The following is a 16,914-nucleotide window of genomic DNA, read 5'->3' on the forward strand; positions in this document are numbered from 1 at the left end:
TGGCCGATCACCCTCTCAGGTCGGCTACGCATCGTTGCCTTGGTGAGCCGTTACCTCACCAACTAGCTAATGCGCCGCGGGCCCATCCCTAAGTGTTAGCCGAAGCCAACTTTCCTTCTCTCCTCATGTGAGAAGAGAAACTATTCGGTATTAGCACCGGTTTCCCGGAGTTATCCCAATCTTAGGGGCAGGTTGCCCACGTGTTACTCACCCGTCCGCCGCTAATCGTTGGGAGCAAGCTCCCTCAGATTCGCTCGACTTGCATGTATTAGGCACGCCGCCAGCGTTCGTCCTGAGCCAGGATCAAACTCTCCGAAAGATGTTTGATCTAGCTAAATTTTAAAGCAAATTGACGAGATTTTAAAAATCTCTTGTTTTTTAGACTTGCTTGGCGTTTCGTTTTGTTTAGTTTTCAAAGAACAATCTGTGTTGCTTGTTTCAGCGACTTTTATATATTATCAAATTCGCTTTTTGTTGTCAACAACTTTTTTAAAAGTTTTTTTAGTCGATTTCTTTCGTTTCGACTTCGTTCGTGACAACGTATATAAATATATCAGCATTTAAATTCCAAGTCAACACTTTTTATCAAAATTATTTTCTGTTTTTATAGGTGTATTCAAATACCTTAAATACTCGCTTTTCGGAGCAATTCTAATTAGGAGTTTTAACAAAAGCTTATATCTTTCTTCAATTGCTCTTTGAACAATTGGATGATGGATTTTTATTCTTTCATCCGTACGAATTTCATCCATTTCTCTCTTAATTAAAAACTCTAATTCCATACCTTCTTTTTCCGTCAGTAAAACCCCCAGCACGATATCCCTCCTACCTAATGATCAACAGGGATATGTTACATCATTCCTTTAAATTTTATACAAGCTATTTTTTTAACTGTAATATTTGTCCCACCCAGCAAATACATTACATTAAAAGCTGATTAATTAGATGAGGTGAATAACATGCCCTTTTTTTATGTAACAAATGCACGCAGAGGAAAGCAGCTAATATTATTACTAATTATTACATTCTTCACAGCCCTATTTTTTTATGTGGAATTCCTCGCAGTCTCACCCTCTTTCTCAATCAATGGGAAACCCAAGATTATATACAAAGGAGAAAAAGGAGTAGCTTTGACCTTTAATATCGGCTGGGGCGATGAAAAGGCTGAGGATATTCTAAAAGCTTTAAAACAGGAAAAAATTCATGCTGCCACGTTTTTCTTAGCAGGCTCTTGGGTTGAACGGCATCCCCATATTGTTAAGATGATTAAAGAACAGGGCTACGAGATTGGCCTTCTAGGATATTCCTATATCGATTACACGGAGCTTGAAGAGCCTGGCATCCAAAATGATATATCTAAAGGGCTTGAAGCCTTCCGAAAAGCTGGAATCGAAAAGCCGCTCCTATTACGGACTCCTACTGGGGATGTAGATAGACGAGTATTAAAAATTGCCGAGAAGTCGAACCTTACAATGGTTCATTGGAGTGTCAATTCTATGGATTGGAAAAACCCAGGGACAAAGATTATTGCCCAGAATGTCGCTCAGGCCAAAAAAGGGGATATCATCTTACTTCACGCTTCTGATGCCGCCATACAAACCGCTAAAGCGATCCCCCTCATTAAAGAGGAATTGACTAATAAAAATCTGAAACTACTCTCTGTCTCTGAAATGATATCCAACTCTAAATCAACCAGCCACGAAATTAGCAGGATACCCTATATGGTAAACAGTAGTCATTTAATGATTAGGGAGACTCTTCAATTAAACTAAAAAAGCCGCACTCCTTTACGAGTGTGCGGCTTTTTGCTGCGTGCGTTTCATACGTTCCTTCGCAGCTTCTTTTGATTTCTCATGGTATTTTGGCAAAATCAACAGCTGATAAGTGTTACAGATAAGCAAAGGGATTAACATGAAATACATATAACTTTCATCATTTACCCTAAGCACCGGGAACCATTCTATTACTGTTACTACAACCATAAAAAACAAGGTAGGTATAAAGGCACTTTTATTTGTTTGTTTAACTTTCAGCACACCTACTATTAACGCTACTACTAAAATTAAGATAGGGTACCATATATATGAAAAGGCACCTTCTGTTTTATTTCCAAAAAACACAAACCGTAAATAAGCTAGGTCAACTAATACAAATACAGTAAGCACCAATTGAATGGCATGCCAGACAAAAACAGATCTAAACATTTCCATTCCTAGTCTATGAACGGTTAAATACGCAAAAAAACACATCTGGCTAATAACACTGAATATTAACCCAACTCCAGCCATCCACAAAAAGCCAACTAGTAATTCAACTGGTGTCTTAAGTGAAAACTCATTCCATTTTGCAAATAAACCAACGACCCCCGCTGTAACACCACCTATCAGCAAGGTATTCATAAATAGCTTCACCCAATATCGACTGCTCATTTTTCCCCACCCTCTATGTATGTTCTACTAAATTGTACCAACCGTTGTCATGAAAATCTATTAATTCATTTAAACACGTATATTTTTTTATTCTCGATTCATATTATCAATGTAGATTTATTAGAGGAGGATTCAATAGATGACTACTATATTCAAGTGTGCTCTTGGTCTTATCTTATGCCTGTTCACTTTAACCAGCTGCAGTGAAACGAATACAGAATCAAGCGAAGAAAACTATAGTGAAACTAAAAAAATCATTGTAGATGTCTTAAAATCAGATGAAGGAAAGAAAGCAATAGAGGATATCCTTCAAGATGAATCAGTTAAAACCGAATTAATTATGAATCAGGAGGATATTTCAAATACCATTGAGACAGTATTAACTTCTGACAAAGAAAAAAAGTTCTGGGAGAATGCATTCAAGGATCCGAAGTTTGTAAAATCTCTTGCAAATGGACTGGAATCCTCTCATAAACAGATTCTTAAAGATTTAATGACTGATCCGGAATATATGGCATTATTAACAAATGTCCTAAAGGATTCGGATATGAGAAAAGAATTCACAGAAATTATGCAAGGTAAGGACTATCGCAAAGAGCTTCAATCCGTCTTAACAGAGGTCATTGATAGCCCGCTCTATAAGGCAAAGATAGAAGATATCCTACTAAAAGCGGCTGATGAAAAATCTAAAGAGAATAGTTCAAACAATAAGAAAGAAAATCAAACATAAATAAAACGCCTCCATTCAACGGAGGCGTTTACTTATCATTTATTAACCATTTCAGTTACTTTCTCAGCTATATCTGTAAACATCCTTCCGGTCGGGTGATCTTCTGCGTAGATTGATGGCGCAAACTCCTCATCATTCCAATCAGGCTGTCCAAGAGGAAGTTTGCCTAATAATTCTGTATTAAGCTCTTCCGCTAGCTTTTCTCCGCCACCTTTACCGAAGACGTATTCTCTTTCGCCGGTTGTTTTACTCTCAAAGTAAGACATGTTTTCAACAACACCAATTACCTCATGCTCTGTGCGAATTGCCATAGCACCCGCTCTAGCAGCAACAAACGCAGCTGTAGGGTGCGGAGTGGTAACGATGATTTCTTTACAGGTTGGCAGCATGGAATGAACATCCAAGGCTACATCTCCAGTTCCAGGAGGAAGGTCAAGCAACAAATAATCCAAATCTCCCCACTCTACTTCCTGGAAAAAGTTATTCAGCATCTTTCCAAGCATCGGACCTCTCCATATAATTGGTGCATTATCCTCAACGAACATCCCCATAGAGATCACTTTTACACCGAAACGATCAACTGGGTATATACGTTCCTCTTTAACAGTTGGACGCTTATCAATCCCCATCATATCCGGAACACTAAAACCATAAATATCAGCATCCACCAGGCCAACCTTTTTACCAAGGCGCGCCAAAGCCACTGCCAGATTTACAGAGACTGTAGATTTGCCGACTCCCCCTTTTCCACTCGCAATTGCAATAAAGGTAGTGTCACTATCGAGTAATCCTTTTTCTTCTTTCGGCAAAGACTCACGGAATTTAGCCAAGGCATCCTCTGGCAAGTCAGCAAAACGAATGCCAACTGTATCCGCCCCAGCCTCCTTTAATGTATTTACAACCATTTGTTGGATTTGCAGCTGTTCAGCCGTACCTGTTTTAGCAATGGCAATTTTCACGCTCACATGCCGCTTTTCCTCTTTAATCTTTATCTCTATAATACCGTTTGTTTCTTTAAGGGTTTTATTTAAAAATGGATCTTTTAATTCTTCAAGTAATTCCCGTACCTTTGCTTCTGTAAGCACGAACGACACCTACCTTGTATGTATTTGTAACCGCTATTAGTATAACATATTCAATAGGTATCATTTGCTAAATTGATTCTGTATTTTCAATCTTCTTCATGTTCCTTTAAAAAATATCTAATCACTCCCGTATAGATTGAGAGTGCGATATCATCCTGATACACTTTGTTTTGTAAATTGCGTCTTTCTTCATCATTTGAAAGAAAGCCTACTTCTACCAGAACTCCCGGTTTATTCGCATGCTTGACTAAATATACACTTTCCATTGGTTTGGCATGCCTTTTCGTATTTTTTAAATTACGAATAAACTCCGCTTGGACCAATTTAGCTGCTTGCTTATTTTCAGAAAACTTAGGTGAATAAAATGTTTGGGCTCCCTTCGAATTTACCTGTGGAAAGGCATTGGCATGCACGCTAATATACAAATCCGCCTCAGAATTGTTTATAAATTTAGTTCGTGTAATTAAATCCGTCCGCTTCCTTTCCCGTATACTCCTGGAGTCAGAACCAGCAAGATCTACATCTTTTTCTCTTGTCATTAAAACAAGGGCACCTTGTTCCTGCAGGTAATCCCTTAGTCTTAACGAAATTGGCAATGTTACATTTTTCTCGATTACACCATTAAAGGTCGCCCCGCCATCTATCCCTCCATGTCCCGGGTCAATGACAATAACTTTTCCAGCCAAGGGCAGATTCCACTGCTGAAATGATACACGCTGGTTCATCCTGTATGACATCATTAAAAACAGAAGAACTACCCCAACCACAAAACAGGTCGTGAGAACCTTCTTATGAACATTCATATCTTATCCCCTTTACCCCATAATCCACTATTACTATATCTTATGGGACAAGGAGTTTAGATAGAACAAGCTAGATCTATTTCATCCTCATTTTATAGCGATTAATTCCTTTTGCGTATCCTTCCATCCACCATGCCGTTACATATTCATCCGTCAAACCGCGCAATGTTTCTTGTATAAAGGGAGAGCCATTTTCCTCCGATTGATAAAGGTAGTAAAACAATTGCTGTGAGAGCATATCAATTTCTTTTTTTGCTCTCTCTTTTATCCGCTCTGGCGACTCTCCATACCGATTAAACTTACTATAATATCCACCTAGAAGGAATCCCTCCACTGCAATATCATAGCAATGCTCTTCAGCAGGCTCAATCGAGTATCCCGGAAAGCATTTTAACCCTTTAGCAAGATGGCGATATTGCCTCCCTAAAAGTTCAAGCGAAAAATCCTTCAGTATCTCACGCTCATATTTCAACCGCTTTTCTTTACGAAAAGCAGCAAGATTTACAACTGTATTCATTAAACCACCTCTAAATCAAAATATAATCATCAATAGAACTTAGTTAAGATATACTCTATTGTTTGATGGATGGCATAGACTCATGCCATGGGATAAATGGGAAATGTAAGGAGAAGTTATAAAATATCGTATATAAGGAGGTGTTAATCGGATCGATATGTGCTATCAGGGTCTCTTTTCGAGCCACTTTGTTTAGAATATACTCGTCTTCTTATTTAATTCTGCCAAATATCTAATGAATCCAGCCACTTTCTATTTGATCCGGCCAAACGGATTATTAATCCAGCCGAATTAGCTCATAATCCAGCCAATCCATCCCGAATATTAATCATACGTAACCGAGCTAATCTGGATCACTCCAGCCAAACCAAACTTCGCTTACACAACTAAGCCGTCTGTTGGTCAATATGTCCAAACATAACAAAAAAAGACCCCCAGACAAATGTCTGAGAGTCTTTTGAACGCAATTGCAAAATTAACGTTTTGAGAACTGAGGTGCACGACGCGCGCCTTTAAGACCGTATTTTTTACGCTCTTTCATACGTGGGTCACGAGTTAACAATCCTGCACGTTTTAGTCCTGGACGGTATTCTGGATCTACTTCAAGTAATGCACGAGCGATACCGTGACGGATAGCGCCTGCTTGACCTGTGTAACCTCCACCTTTAACGTTTACTAAAATGTCATAGCTGTTTGTTGTTTCAGTAACAACTAGAGGTTGTCTTACTACTTCACGAAGTGCTGCGAATGGAATGTAGTCATCGATTTGACGATCATTGATAATGATGCGGCCTTCACCTGGAATCAAACGCACACGAGCAACGGAGCTCTTACGTCGACCAGTACCGTAATATTGTACTTGTGCCAATGTTATATCCTCCTTTAATATTAACCGCGAAGCTCAAGAACTTCAGGTTTTTGTGCTTGATGTGGATGCTCAGCTCCAGCATATACGTTTAATTTTTTACCCATTTGACGACCAAGAGATCCTTTTGGAAGCATACCTTTGATAGCTTGCTCCAACATTTTCTCTGGGTAGTTAGTTCTCATTTCAAGAGCAGTTCTTGTTTTCAAACCACCTGGGTGCATGGAGTGACGGTAGTAAATTTTATCAGTTAATTTCTTACCAGTCAGTTCGATTTTAGATGCATTGATAATAATCACATGGTCACCAGTGTCAACATGTGGAGTATAAGTTGGTTTGTGTTTACCTCTAAGAATTGAGGCTACTTGTGATGCTAGACGACCTAAAGTTTGACCTTCGGCATCTACAACGTACCATTTACGTTCTACATCACTAGCTTTCGCCATATACGTCGTACGCATTGATTTACCCTCCTAAAAATAGTTCATTGTTTCATTTTTTTGATAAAATTTGTGGCTCTATCTAAACACGAAATAGTTTCCGGGGCTATTCTCGTGGTTTTAACATACCAAAGGATATGATATACCGTTTTTCGGCCATTGTCAAGAAAATGTTACACCTGGATTAGTTGTCATGGAATTTAGATTTTATTTATAATCTACTTTCCATAAATATAGCCCGTGTCCTGGTGCGGTTCTCCCCGCTTTCGTGCGATCTTGGGCAGCTATGATATCCTTCATATCCTCCGGACGACGTTTACCAATTCCAACGTCCAATAAAGTACCTACCATAATCCGTACCATATTATACAGAAAGCCATCTCCAACAAAACGTATGACCAATTGTTGATCATCTTTAAGAAAATTAATTGACTTGACCGTTCTTACTTTATCCACCACTTCTGTTTTAGCGGAGCAAAAACTGGTAAAATCGTGGGTCCCGGTTAAATACTCTGTCGCTCTCTCCATCATAGCTAAATCGAGTTTATAAGGATAGTGATAGGCATAATTTCGTATAAAGGGATCTTTTACTTCAGCCAACGAAATACTATAACGGTATTCTTTACCAACCGCATTAAACCTGGCATGAAATTCAGGATCTGCCTTCTCGATATCTACGATGGCTATATCTGCAGGCAGCATAGTTCCCAGTGCTTTTTTCCATCTTTCCGCAGGCAGCTCAAGTGGAGAGTCAAAGTGAACGACTTGCCCTTTGGCATGAACACCGGCATCTGTACGCCCTGAAGCAGCCACCTTGACCTCTCTTCCCTTATGCATGGTCATTAGGACCTTTTCCAATTCCAATTGAACCGTACGCTTGTCAGGCTGAATTTGGTAGCCGGCAAAATTTGTCCCATCATAAGCTATTGTACATTTGTAACGTATCATTCCAGTACTCTCCCTATTAGTTTCTAGTGAGGATAAGAGCGATTGATAAGAGGATGAGAGAGATGATTAAGATCATGTCAGGAAATTCCCACTTAAGAGCACGATATTTGGTCCTGCCTTCTCCGCCCCTGTATCCCCTTGCTTCCATCGCTGTAGCCAGCTCCTCAGCACGTTTAAAAGAACCTACAAATAATGGAACAAGGAGCGGGACGACTGCACTCAATCTTTCCTTCAGCGGGCCCGATGAAAAATCGACGCCTCTTGAGGTTTGTGCCTTCATAATTTTATCCGTCTCTTCAATCAACGTTGGAATAAAGCGTAATGAGATAGAAATCATTAATGCAAGCTCATGAACCGGGAATTTAATTTTCCTTAAAGGGTTCAATAGATATTCCATTCCATCCGTTATCTCAATCGGCGTTGTCGTAAGCGTCAGGATAGAAGTAACTAAGATTAATAATGTAAAACGCAAGGATATAAAGATCCCCATCTTAATTCCTTCATCATAAATATCAATACCGGCGAGCGAGAAGACAACCTCTCCTCTTTTTGTGAAAAACAGTTGTATAAGCAATGTTAGAATGATTAAAAAGATTACCGGCTTTAATCCCTGTAATAGGAATAGCGGTTTAATTTTTGTTAATCCTAGCAATACTAAGGTAAAAGTAATTAAAATGGCGTACGATATCCAGTTATTAGCCAGGAATACGATGCATACATAGAAAAAGACTAATAATAATTTTGCCCTTGGGTCCATTCTGTGGACAACTGAATCAGTTGGAACATAGCGCCCCATTATAAATTTATCCATCATTGTTGTCCACCTCCCAGGAGATTTGATATCTCGCTAATCAAATCATCCAATGACAGATGCTTCTTGGAGAGGACTAAACCGCTCTTTTGTTCAAATTCCATCTGGAATCGAATGGTATCAGGCACTGCCAGTCCTAAATCCATTAACGCCTCTGGATCAGAGAATACTTCATTTGGAGAGGCTTTTTTGACAATCGTTCCTCTATGCATGATAATCAGTTCGTCTGAGTATCTTGCTGCATCTTCCATGCTATGTGTAACCAATATGGTTGTAAGAGCCTTTTCCTTATGAAGGGCATGAAACATATCCATAATTTCTTTTCGCCCTCTTGGATCCAACCCGGCTGTAGGTTCATCCAGAACAATAACTTCCGGTTCCATGGCCAGTACTCCTGCTATAGCTACTCTTCGCATTTGACCGCCGGATAAATCGAATGGAGAAGACTCCATAATCGAATCGTCCAGACCCACTAATTTGATCGCTGCATACGCACGTTTTTTGGCATCTTCCTCACTCACACCAAAATTCATGGGTCCAAAGCAGATATCTTTTAATACGGTTTCCTCAAAAAGCTGGTGTTCAGGGAACTGAAAGACAATTCCTACTTTTTGACGGATGGCTTTCAAATTCTTTTCTTTCTTATCTGCGGAGATAACTCTTTCTCCAATGGTGACTTTCCCTTTTGTTGGCTTTAACAAGGCATTTAAATGCTGTAAGAGAGTAGATTTGCCTGAGCCAGTATGACCAATTACACCTATAAAAGAATTAGTTGGAAAACGAACATTAATATCATATAAAGCGCGATGCTCAAATGGCGTCCCCAGTTGATAGGTATGCTCTACTTCTTCAAGTGATATTTGCATAGTTCATTCACCAGCCCTTCTTCGGTGATTTGATCAGAAACCTGGATACCATTTTCTCTTAATGATTTAGAAAGTTTTATAGAAAACGGGATATCAAGTCCTAATTTCACAAGTTCTTCCTCTAACTTAAATATCTCAGCCGGACTGCCTTCCGCAAATATTTTCCCCTGATTCAATACAATCATCCGGTCAGCTCGGGCAGCTTCCTCCAAGTCATGAGTGATCGATATTACTGTCAATTGTTTGTCTTCCTTCAATTCTCTAATAATGCCAAGTACTTCTGATCTACCCAAAGGATCAAGCATGGAGGTGGCTTCATCCAGAATAATAATAGATGGGCGCAAGGCCAGTACACCTGCTATTGCAACACGTTGCTTTTGTCCACCTGATAAATGGTGCGGCTCTTGATCGAGAAACTCATCCATGCGAACTTTCCTTAATGCATCCTGGACACGGTTTATCATATCCTCTCTCTCAATGCCGGCGTTTTCTAAACCAAAAGCCACATCATCCTGCACAGTTGTACCTACAAACTGATTATCAGGATTTTGAAAGACCATTCCAATATGCTGTCGGATATCCCAAACAGTGCCTTCGCTCATGACCATATCATTGACCATGATCGTACCTTCATTAGCAAAATAGAGCCCTATTAATAGCTTGGCCAATGTTGATTTGCCGGAACCATTATGCCCAACAATAGCGAGCCATTCACCTTCCTGGACTTTAAACGATACATTATCCAGAGCTTTATTCGTCTTCGCTTCATATTGAAAGGATATATTACTAACTTCAGCCAACGGTTTACTCATAGCTTCCTCCCTGTGCTGCTCTATTCTCTGCTTAGCTCAACTATTTTTGGATATAAAAAAACGCTGCACCCCTTCCGGATTATCCCAATGGATTTCCTGAATTAAGAGCAGCATTCACTTATCTTAATGTCAGACAACGTACGTTTTGTCTGTACAAGGGGTGCGAGAGCTAGACAAACATCAATTGGATCGTCACCCAATTCATGCCTATCGTAACGCTCTATCGTTTTTTGGATTATTCAGTAAAATAAGAGTAAAGCACATGCGTAAACGCATGATGCTTTAGTTAGCTTATACCAGAATCATTGGATTAAGGTATTTAATATAGGATATGGGTGTCAGATACTCTGTCCACCCCTACCCTTACATCATTAAACTAACTCGATAATTACCATTGGTGCTGCGTCTCCACGACGTGGACCAATTTTCATGATTCTAGTGTATCCACCTTGACGCTCTTCGTAACGAGGCGCGATATCAGCAAATAATTTTTGAACTGCATCTTGCCCAGTTTCAGCGTTTGCTACTTCGTGACGGATGTATGCAGCAGCTTGACGGCGTGCATGTAAATCTCCGCGTTTACCTAAAGTAATCATTTTTTCGACTACGGAACGTAATTCTTTCGCACGAGTTTCAGTCGTTTCGATACGCTCGTTGATAATTAAATCAGTAGCCAAATCGCGAAGCATTGCTTTACGCTGTGCGCTTGTACGTCCTAACTTTCTGTATGCCATGAAAGTTTCCCTCCTTTGTTGAAATAACTGATTCTATCTATTCATTCATTAATCGTCTTTACGTAGGGAAAGACCTAGTTCTTCTAGCTTAGCTTTCACTTCTTCAAGTGATTTACGGCCAAGATTACGAACTTTCATCATATCTTCTTCAGTCTTATTAGCAAGCTCTTGTACTGTATTAATACCAGCACGCTTTAAACAGTTGTAAGAACGAACAGAAAGATCAAGCTCTTCAATTGTCATTTCCAAAACTTTTTCTTTTTGGTCTTCTTCTTTTTCAACCATAATTTCAGCATTTTGAGCTTCGTCTGTTAAACCAACAAAGATATTCAGATGTTCTGTTACAATCTTCGCACCTAAAGCTATAGCTTCTTTTGGACCAGTGCTTCCATCAGTCCATACATCGATTGTAAGTTTATCATAGTTTGTCAGTTGACCTACACGAGTGTTTTCAACTTGATATGTCATCCGAGATACTGGTGTGTAAATGGAATCAATAGGGATTACACCGATTGGTTGATCATCACGTTTGTTTTGATCAGCTGGCGTGTAGCCTCTTCCTCTTCTAGCTACCAAGCGCATACGCAAGTGAGCTTTTTTAGAAAGGTGAGCTATCAGTAAATCCGGGTTTAGGATTTCCACATCGCTATCATGTGTAATATCTGCAGCCGTTACTGCCCCTTCCCCCTGAACATCAATTTCAAGAGTCTTTTCTTCATCAGAATAAATCTTTAATGCGAGTTTCTTAATATTTAGGATAATAGCAGTTACATCTTCTTCTACACCCTCAATAGTAGAGAACTCATGGAGCACACCATCTATTTGAATAGATGTAACGGCAGCACCAGGCAATGAGGATAGTAGGATACGACGTAAGGAGTTACCCAAAGTTGTTCCATATCCACGCTCAAGTGGTTCAACGATGAACTTACCATATTTTCCGTCTTCGCTGATTTGAACCGTTTCAATTTTTGGTTTTTCTATCTCGATCATTCAACAATACCCTCCTTCGTAACGTCGAAACCCCGGCTAGAAGAAGGTAGTGGTTTGCATCTAACCGAAATTCCCCAATATATACTCCCAATGTGCGCAACATATTTGTGATTTCCTTGAGAAAAGAAAAATCACTATATTACCCCATTATAGACAGGGAAATAAATTCTATTCAAACAATATTATACACGACGGCGTTTAGGCGGGCGGCAACCATTATGAGGTACTGGAGTTACGTCTTTAATTGCAGTAACTTCAAGACCAGCTGCTTGTAATGCACGAATAGCTGCTTCACGACCAGATCCTGGGCCTTTAACAGTAACTTCTAAAGTTTTCATACCATGTTCCATAGAAGTTTTAGCTGCAGTTTCTGCTGCCATTTGCGCTGCAAATGGTGTAGATTTACGGGAACCTCTGAAACCAAGTGCACCAGCACTTGACCAAGAAATAGCATTTCCGTGTGCATCAGTAATTGTAACAATTGTGTTGTTGAAAGTAGAACGAATGTGAGCAATACCTGACTCTACATTCTTTTTCACGCGGCGTTTGCGTGTGTTCGTTTTGCGTGCCATATCGACAAAACCTCCTTACTTATTATTTTTTCTTGTTAGCAACAGTTTTACGTGGGCCTTTACGAGTACGTGCGTTGTTTTTAGTGTTTTGTCCACGAACAGGAAGTCCTCTTCTGTGGCGTAATCCACGGTAGCAACCGATTTCCATTAAACGTTTGATGTTTAAGGAAACTTCACGTCGAAGGTCACCTTCTACTTTGTATCCATCGATAATATCACGGATTTTGTTCAATTCATCTTCAGTAAGATCGCGTACGCGAGTATCTTGAGAAACTCCAGCTTCTGCAAGTACTTTTTCAGCAGTTGGTCTACCAATACCGAAAATATAAGTTAAAGAAATAACAACTCGTTTTTCACGAGGAATATCTACACCTGCAATACGTGCCATTTATGTGCACCTCCTTCAAATATTACCCTTGTTTTTGCTTATGTTTTGGGTTTTCACAAATAACCATTACTTTACCGTTTCTACGGATAACTTTACATTTTTCGCAGATTGGTTTTACTGATGGTCTGACTTTCATTGTTTTCCCTCCTTATAAAATGCGGAGTGCAACCGAGATTATTTAAAACGATACGTAATTCTTCCGCGGGTCAAGTCATAAGGAGATAGCTCTACCGTCACTTTATCACCTGGCAGAATACGAATGAAATGCATTCTGATTTTGCCTGATACATGGGCAAGGACAGTATGGCCATTCTCTAATTCAACTTTAAACATAGCGTTTGGTAAAGTCTCAGTAACTGTACCCTCAACTTCAATAACATCATCTTTTGCCATTACAGTTCTTCTCCCTTCTTCTCTTGGCTTTTCATAAAATAAGTCAAAGCGAAACGGAGCTTTCCGTTCGTTACGCGACCTGTTTCCCCTAAACTGCTCTCCACTTCCTGAGACCAGTCTTCGTACAAATGAAGATGAAGTATGTTTTTACGCTTGGCAGAATCAAACTTACGCTTGTCTCCGTCAGCAATACAAACAAACTTTTCATCTATAATTTTTACAATTATGGCATATTGATCGGTATCCCTGCCTTGAGTGACCCGAACAAATTGTCCCAACCGGGGAGATCTATCCTTTTGGACCAATCAAGATCACCTACATTTAAACTAATGTTAAGATTTCATAGCCTTCTTCGGTAATCGCAATGGTATGCTCAAAATGAGCACAGTTCTTCCCATCAACTGTAACAACTGTCCAGTTGTCGGCTAATGTTTGAACATAGCGGCTTCCTGCATTCACCATTGGCTCAACACACAGCACCATTCCCGGCTTCAATCTTGGGCCTTTATTCGGCGGACCAAAGTGAGGCAATTGCGGTGCTTCATGTAAGTCTTGACCGATACCGTGTCCGACATACTCTCTTACTATAGAAAAGCCGTTTTCCTCGACATATGTTTGAATAGCATGTGAGATATTAGAGAGACGTTGGCCTGGCTTTATTTCCGAAATCCCCTTATAGAGGGATGTTTCTGTTACTTGAAGCAGTCTCCTGGTTTCATCATCAATGTCTCCAACTGGATAGGTCCATGCTGAATCGCCGTGATAGCCATTAAGTTGTGCACCAATATCAATGCTGATAATGTCGCCGTTTTTTAATGTCTTATCCCCAGGAATGCCATGTACAAGTTCGTTGTTAACGGATGTACAAACACTGCCACGAAAACCATTATACCCTTTAAAGGACGGAATTGCATTATGTTTGCGTATAAACTTTTCCGCAATAGCATCCAGTTCCTTTGTTGAAACACCGGGTTTAATGTATTTTTGCAGTTCCTGATGTGTCAGAGCAACAATACGCCCAGCTTCACGCATGATTTCAATCTCGCGTTGGGTTTTACAAATGATCATCGAGACAAGCTCCCGAGAAGCTCTTCTATATCCGCGAAGACTTTATCAATCGGTTGTTGTCCGTCAAGATTTCGTAAATATCCTTTTCCTTCATAGAAGGTAATCAGTGGCTGCGACTGTTGAATGTTTACTTCGAGACGGGTTTGCACCGTATCGATGTTATCATCAGCTCTTTGGTACAACTCTCCACCACAGCGGTCGCACACGCCTTCTTTGGCAGGAGGATTAAATACTAGGTGGTAGGTAGCTCCGCAATCTTTACAGATGCGGCGGCCTGTCAATCGTTCTAACAAGCTATCTTTATTGACTTGTATATTAATGACATAGTCTAATTGACGATCCATTTCAGCTAAAAGCTGTTCAAGTGCTTCAGCCTGAGCAACTGTGCGTGGAAATCCATCTAGCAAAAAGCCTTTTTGGCAATCATCTTTAGCTAAACGTTCACGTACGATACCGATTGTAACTGCATCCGGTACCAGTTCACCTTTATCCATATATGATTTAGCTTCTAAACCAAGTGGTGTTTCCTCTTTCATAGCTGCCCGAAACATATCTCCAGTAGAGATATGAGGGATGTTGTATTCTTCTACTATTCTTTCTGCCTGAGTACCTTTACCGGCTCCTGGCAGTCCCATTAATACAAGATTCACACTTTTTCCCCCTAAACAATAATAGGCTTGGGGAGCATAATAGTCCCCGAAACCTTTTATTTAATAAAACCTTTGTAATGTCTTTTTACAAGTTGCGATTCTAATTGCTTCATTGTATCCAAGGCTACCCCAACTATAATCAAGAGACTCGTTCCACCTATTTGGGCAGATGATGGAAGATTGCCTAACTTGATAAATATTACAGGAAGCACTGCGATGAATGAAAGGAATAGAGCCCCAACAAAAGTCAATCGGTATAATACTCTCGTGAAGTATTCCTGAGTGGCTTTGCCTGGACGTATTCCTGGTACATATCCACCTTGCTTCTTCAGATTTTCGGACAATTGCTCCGGATTAACCTGAATAAAAGCATAGAAATAGGAGAATGCAATAATCAAAGCAACGTAAAGGATCATTCCAACGGGTTGTGTGTAATCAAATGTTTTAGTAATCCATGTTGTTACACTATTCTCACCGAAAAATGATGCAATTGTTGGCGGAGTAATAATAAAGGAAACTGCAAAGATAACCGGAATAACACCAGCAGAGTTTACTTTTAAAGGTAAATGTGTGTTGTGTCCACCGACTGGACTTTTACCTGAAACCTGCTTAGCGTATTGAATAGGTACTTTTCTGTTTGCCTGTTGAATAAATATTACACCAACAACTACAGCGATGATTGCAAGTACAATCAATACAGCAATTGCTATATTAAGGAATAATGCATCTCCAGCATCTTCGAACATGGATGCATAAACCTGGTTGAGCGTAGAAGGAATTGCCGATACGATACCCGCGAAGATAAGGATCGAAATTCCGTTTCCTACTCCCTTAGAAGTGATTTGTTCACCGAGCCACAATAGAAATGCGGTACCGGCTGTTAATACAGTAGCTATTAACAGATATGTCGTAATTCCTGGATTATCAATCAAAGCTCCATTAGCCATGTTATTAAAACCATATGACATTCCAAGTGCTTGAATAAATCCAAGAACTATGGTTCCATAGCGGGTAAACTGAGCTAATTTACGCCTTCCAACTTCACCTTGCTTTGCCCATTCTGCAAATTTAGGAACTACATCCATTTGCAATAGCTGGATGATGATCGAAGCCGTAATATATGGCATGATCCCCATTGCAAGGATAGAGAAGTTACTTAAAGCTCCTCCACCGAAGAAGTTCAAAACTCCAAATACACTTAACTCATCGTTCATTGCAAGAATGTCTGCATTCACACCGGGAACAGGTATAAAGCACCCGATGCGATAGATAACCAGCATTGCAAGAGTAAAGAGAATTTTATTCCTGATATCTTTCACTCGCATGAAATTACGCAATGTACGGAACATTAAATCACCTCAGTTTTACCGCCTGCGGCTTCAATCGCTTCTTTAGCAGCTGCAGAGAATTTGTGTGCTTTAACTGTTAATTTTTTCTCTACATTACCCTTTGCAAGAATTTTGATTCCTGCTTTTTCGCTTTTCACAACACCTGTTTCGATTAACAATTCAGGTGTTACTTCAGTACCATCTTCAAAGCGATTTAATTTTTCAAGGTTAACTGCTGCGTATTCTTTACGATGAATGTTTGTAAATCCGCGTTTAGGTAAACGTCTGAATAAAGGAGTTTGACCCCCTTCAAATCCTGGTCTTACTCCACCGCCGGAACGGGCGTTTTGACCTTTGTGTCCTTTAGTGGCAGTTTTACCATGACCTGAACCAATACCGCGGCCTACGCGTTTGCGTTCTTTACGAGAACCTTCTGCAGGTTTTAATTCATGAAGTTTCATGCTGGCACCTCCTTATATAAA

The 16,914-nt window shown here is 39.9% G+C and carries 24 protein-coding genes and 1 rRNA gene; 2 read left to right on the forward strand and 23 right to left on the reverse strand.

The genetic code is table 11. From position 1 onward, the window contains the following. Together FHY47_RS17730 and FHY47_RS17735 are read right to left on the reverse strand one after the other, a co-directional pair. Positions 1-319: ribosomal RNA gene (locus tag FHY47_RS17730) — 16S ribosomal RNA — on the reverse strand; the annotation flags it as partial. Positions 320-572: 253 nt separating this feature from the next. Beyond that, positions 573-815, reverse strand: a complete 243-nt coding sequence (locus FHY47_RS17735; RefSeq protein WP_066102874.1) for a hypothetical protein — start codon at positions 813-815, stop codon at positions 573-575. 144 nt (positions 816-959) lie between these two features. Here FHY47_RS17735 and FHY47_RS17740 point away from each other — a divergent pair, with 144 nt between their 5' ends. Then, on the forward strand, positions 960-1,772 hold the full coding sequence (locus FHY47_RS17740; protein ID WP_140462325.1) for a polysaccharide deacetylase family protein: 813 nt from the start codon (positions 960-962) through the stop codon (positions 1,770-1,772). Positions 1,773-1,787: 15 nt separating this feature from the next. Here FHY47_RS17740 and FHY47_RS17745 read toward each other — a convergent pair whose 3' ends face one another. Then, positions 1,788-2,429: a KinB-signaling pathway activation protein gene (locus tag FHY47_RS17745; RefSeq protein WP_066102880.1), complete on the reverse strand. Its 642-nt coding sequence runs from the start codon at positions 2,427-2,429 to the stop codon at positions 1,788-1,790. 139 nt (positions 2,430-2,568) lie between these two features. Here FHY47_RS17745 and gerD point away from each other — a divergent pair, with 139 nt between their 5' ends. Next, complete coding sequence (gene gerD, locus FHY47_RS17750) at positions 2,569-3,159, forward strand: spore germination lipoprotein GerD (protein WP_066102883.1); 591 nt, start codon at positions 2,569-2,571, stop codon at positions 3,157-3,159. Positions 3,160-3,194: 35 nt separating this feature from the next. Here the strand turns inward: gerD and FHY47_RS17755 are convergent, their stop codons facing one another. From FHY47_RS17755 to rplO, 20 genes are all read right to left on the reverse strand, one after another. Next, a complete protein-coding gene (locus FHY47_RS17755) occupies positions 3,195-4,244 on the reverse strand; it encodes an Mrp/NBP35 family ATP-binding protein (protein WP_066102886.1) in 1,050 nt (349 codons plus the stop codon). A gap of 86 nt (positions 4,245-4,330) precedes the next feature. Further along, entirely contained in the window at positions 4,331-5,047 is a 717-nt protein-coding gene (cwlD, locus tag FHY47_RS17760) for an N-acetylmuramoyl-L-alanine amidase CwlD (RefSeq protein WP_066102889.1), read from the reverse strand. Positions 5,048-5,123: 76 nt separating this feature from the next. Then, positions 5,124-5,564, reverse strand: coding sequence for a DUF2521 family protein (locus FHY47_RS17765; protein WP_066102892.1), 441 nt, complete (start codon positions 5,562-5,564; stop codon positions 5,124-5,126). Positions 5,565-6,039: 475 nt separating this feature from the next. Then, positions 6,040-6,432, reverse strand: a complete 393-nt coding sequence (rpsI, locus tag FHY47_RS17770; protein WP_066102893.1) for a 30S ribosomal protein S9 — start codon at positions 6,430-6,432, stop codon at positions 6,040-6,042. Between the two features lie 20 nt (positions 6,433-6,452). Continuing rightward, on the reverse strand, positions 6,453-6,890 hold the full coding sequence (rplM, locus tag FHY47_RS17775) for a 50S ribosomal protein L13 (RefSeq protein WP_066102895.1): 438 nt from the start codon (positions 6,888-6,890) through the stop codon (positions 6,453-6,455). A gap of 186 nt (positions 6,891-7,076) precedes the next feature. Then, positions 7,077-7,817 (reverse strand): tRNA pseudouridine(38-40) synthase TruA, encoded by a 741-nt coding sequence (truA, locus tag FHY47_RS17780; protein WP_140462328.1) that lies wholly within the window; start codon positions 7,815-7,817, stop codon positions 7,077-7,079. 16 nt (positions 7,818-7,833) lie between these two features. After that, positions 7,834-8,631 carry an energy-coupling factor transporter transmembrane component T family protein gene (locus FHY47_RS17785; RefSeq protein ID WP_140462329.1) on the reverse strand — a complete coding sequence of 266 codons (798 nt, stop codon included), beginning with the start codon at positions 8,629-8,631 and terminating at the stop codon, positions 7,834-7,836. Beyond that, positions 8,628-9,494, reverse strand: a complete 867-nt coding sequence (locus tag FHY47_RS17790; RefSeq protein ID WP_148631314.1) for an energy-coupling factor ABC transporter ATP-binding protein — start codon at positions 9,492-9,494, stop codon at positions 8,628-8,630. Before FHY47_RS17790 ends, FHY47_RS17785 begins: the two co-directional genes overlap by 4 nt. Continuing rightward, positions 9,470-10,306: an energy-coupling factor ABC transporter ATP-binding protein gene (locus FHY47_RS17795; protein ID WP_066102907.1), complete on the reverse strand. Its 837-nt coding sequence runs from the start codon at positions 10,304-10,306 to the stop codon at positions 9,470-9,472. Before FHY47_RS17795 ends, FHY47_RS17790 begins: the two co-directional genes overlap by 25 nt. A gap of 371 nt (positions 10,307-10,677) precedes the next feature. Further along, positions 10,678-11,040 carry a 50S ribosomal protein L17 gene (rplQ, locus tag FHY47_RS17800; RefSeq protein WP_066102910.1) on the reverse strand — a complete coding sequence of 121 codons (363 nt, stop codon included), beginning with the start codon at positions 11,038-11,040 and terminating at the stop codon, positions 10,678-10,680. A gap of 48 nt (positions 11,041-11,088) precedes the next feature. Beyond that, the gene (locus FHY47_RS17805) at positions 11,089-12,033 is read right to left on the reverse strand and encodes a DNA-directed RNA polymerase subunit alpha (RefSeq protein WP_066102914.1); all 945 of its coding nucleotides are present in this window, start codon (positions 12,031-12,033) and stop codon (positions 11,089-11,091) included. 182 nt (positions 12,034-12,215) lie between these two features. Beyond that, positions 12,216-12,605, reverse strand: coding sequence for a 30S ribosomal protein S11 (rpsK, locus tag FHY47_RS17810; protein ID WP_049672521.1), 390 nt, complete (start codon positions 12,603-12,605; stop codon positions 12,216-12,218). Positions 12,606-12,627: 22 nt separating this feature from the next. Beyond that, positions 12,628-12,993 (reverse strand): 30S ribosomal protein S13, encoded by a 366-nt coding sequence (gene rpsM / locus FHY47_RS17815; protein ID WP_066102920.1) that lies wholly within the window; start codon positions 12,991-12,993, stop codon positions 12,628-12,630. Positions 12,994-13,015: 22 nt separating this feature from the next. Next, positions 13,016-13,129: a 50S ribosomal protein L36 gene (rpmJ, locus tag FHY47_RS17820; protein ID WP_017473641.1), complete on the reverse strand. Its 114-nt coding sequence runs from the start codon at positions 13,127-13,129 to the stop codon at positions 13,016-13,018. Between the two features lie 38 nt (positions 13,130-13,167). Further along, positions 13,168-13,386: a translation initiation factor IF-1 gene (infA, locus tag FHY47_RS17825; RefSeq protein WP_040372572.1), complete on the reverse strand. Its 219-nt coding sequence runs from the start codon at positions 13,384-13,386 to the stop codon at positions 13,168-13,170. Continuing rightward, entirely contained in the window at positions 13,386-13,691 is a 306-nt protein-coding gene (locus tag FHY47_RS17830) for a KOW domain-containing RNA-binding protein (RefSeq protein ID WP_140462330.1), read from the reverse strand. The genes infA and FHY47_RS17830 overlap by 1 nt, the downstream gene beginning before the upstream one ends. Positions 13,692-13,707: 16 nt before the next feature. Beyond that, positions 13,708-14,454, reverse strand: coding sequence for a type I methionyl aminopeptidase (map, locus tag FHY47_RS17835; protein WP_066102924.1), 747 nt, complete (start codon positions 14,452-14,454; stop codon positions 13,708-13,710). Further along, positions 14,451-15,104, reverse strand: a complete 654-nt coding sequence (locus FHY47_RS17840) for an adenylate kinase (protein WP_066102927.1) — start codon at positions 15,102-15,104, stop codon at positions 14,451-14,453. The genes map and FHY47_RS17840 overlap by 4 nt, the downstream gene beginning before the upstream one ends. A gap of 56 nt (positions 15,105-15,160) precedes the next feature. Beyond that, the gene (gene secY, locus FHY47_RS17845) at positions 15,161-16,453 is read right to left on the reverse strand and encodes a preprotein translocase subunit SecY (RefSeq protein ID WP_066102930.1); all 1,293 of its coding nucleotides are present in this window, start codon (positions 16,451-16,453) and stop codon (positions 15,161-15,163) included. Next, positions 16,453-16,893: a 50S ribosomal protein L15 gene (gene rplO, locus FHY47_RS17850; protein WP_066102932.1), complete on the reverse strand. Its 441-nt coding sequence runs from the start codon at positions 16,891-16,893 to the stop codon at positions 16,453-16,455. The genes secY and rplO overlap by 1 nt, the downstream gene beginning before the upstream one ends. Between the last annotated feature and the right edge of the window lie 21 nt (positions 16,894-16,914).

This window comes from Bacillus sp. E214 (genome assembly GCF_008087365.1).
Taxonomy (GTDB): domain Bacteria; phylum Bacillota; class Bacilli; order Bacillales; family Pradoshiaceae; genus Pradoshia.

Coding starts and splice junctions, on each gene's coding strand:
- FHY47_RS17795 (WP_066102907.1), bottom strand. CDS start 10,306: ATGAGTAAACCGTTGGCTGAAGTTAGTAATATATCCTTTCAATATGAA.
- map (WP_066102924.1), bottom strand. CDS start 14,454: ATGATCATTTGTAAAACCCAACGCGAGATTGAAATCATGCGTGAAGCT.
- FHY47_RS17805 (WP_066102914.1), bottom strand. CDS start 12,033: ATGATCGAGATAGAAAAACCAAAAATTGAAACGGTTCAAATCAGCGAA.
- FHY47_RS17765 (WP_066102892.1), bottom strand. CDS start 5,564: ATGAATACAGTTGTAAATCTTGCTGCTTTTCGTAAAGAAAAGCGGTTG.
- FHY47_RS17785 (WP_140462329.1), bottom strand. CDS start 8,631: ATGATGGATAAATTTATAATGGGGCGCTATGTTCCAACTGATTCAGTT.
- FHY47_RS17745 (WP_066102880.1), bottom strand. CDS start 2,429: ATGAGCAGTCGATATTGGGTGAAGCTATTTATGAATACCTTGCTGATA.
- rplO (WP_066102932.1), bottom strand. CDS start 16,893: ATGAAACTTCATGAATTAAAACCTGCAGAAGGTTCTCGTAAAGAACGC.
- truA (WP_140462328.1), bottom strand. CDS start 7,817: ATGATACGTTACAAATGTACAATAGCTTATGATGGGACAAATTTTGCC.
- rpmJ (WP_017473641.1), bottom strand. CDS start 13,129: ATGAAAGTCAGACCATCAGTAAAACCAATCTGCGAAAAATGTAAAGTT.
- gerD (WP_066102883.1), top strand. CDS start 2,569: ATGACTACTATATTCAAGTGTGCTCTTGGTCTTATCTTATGCCTGTTC.
- infA (WP_040372572.1), bottom strand. CDS start 13,386: ATGGCAAAAGATGATGTTATTGAAGTTGAGGGTACAGTTACTGAGACT.
- rplM (WP_066102895.1), bottom strand. CDS start 6,890: ATGCGTACGACGTATATGGCGAAAGCTAGTGATGTAGAACGTAAATGG.
- rplQ (WP_066102910.1), bottom strand. CDS start 11,040: ATGGCATACAGAAAGTTAGGACGTACAAGCGCACAGCGTAAAGCAATG.
- cwlD (WP_066102889.1), bottom strand. CDS start 5,047: ATGAATGTTCATAAGAAGGTTCTCACGACCTGTTTTGTGGTTGGGGTA.
- secY (WP_066102930.1), bottom strand. CDS start 16,453: ATGTTCCGTACATTGCGTAATTTCATGCGAGTGAAAGATATCAGGAAT.
- rpsK (WP_049672521.1), bottom strand. CDS start 12,605: ATGGCACGCAAAACGAACACACGCAAACGCCGCGTGAAAAAGAATGTA.
- rpsM (WP_066102920.1), bottom strand. CDS start 12,993: ATGGCACGTATTGCAGGTGTAGATATTCCTCGTGAAAAACGAGTTGTT.
- FHY47_RS17740 (WP_140462325.1), top strand. CDS start 960: ATGCCCTTTTTTTATGTAACAAATGCACGCAGAGGAAAGCAGCTAATA.
- FHY47_RS17790 (WP_148631314.1), bottom strand. CDS start 9,494: ATGCAAATATCACTTGAAGAAGTAGAGCATACCTATCAACTGGGGACG.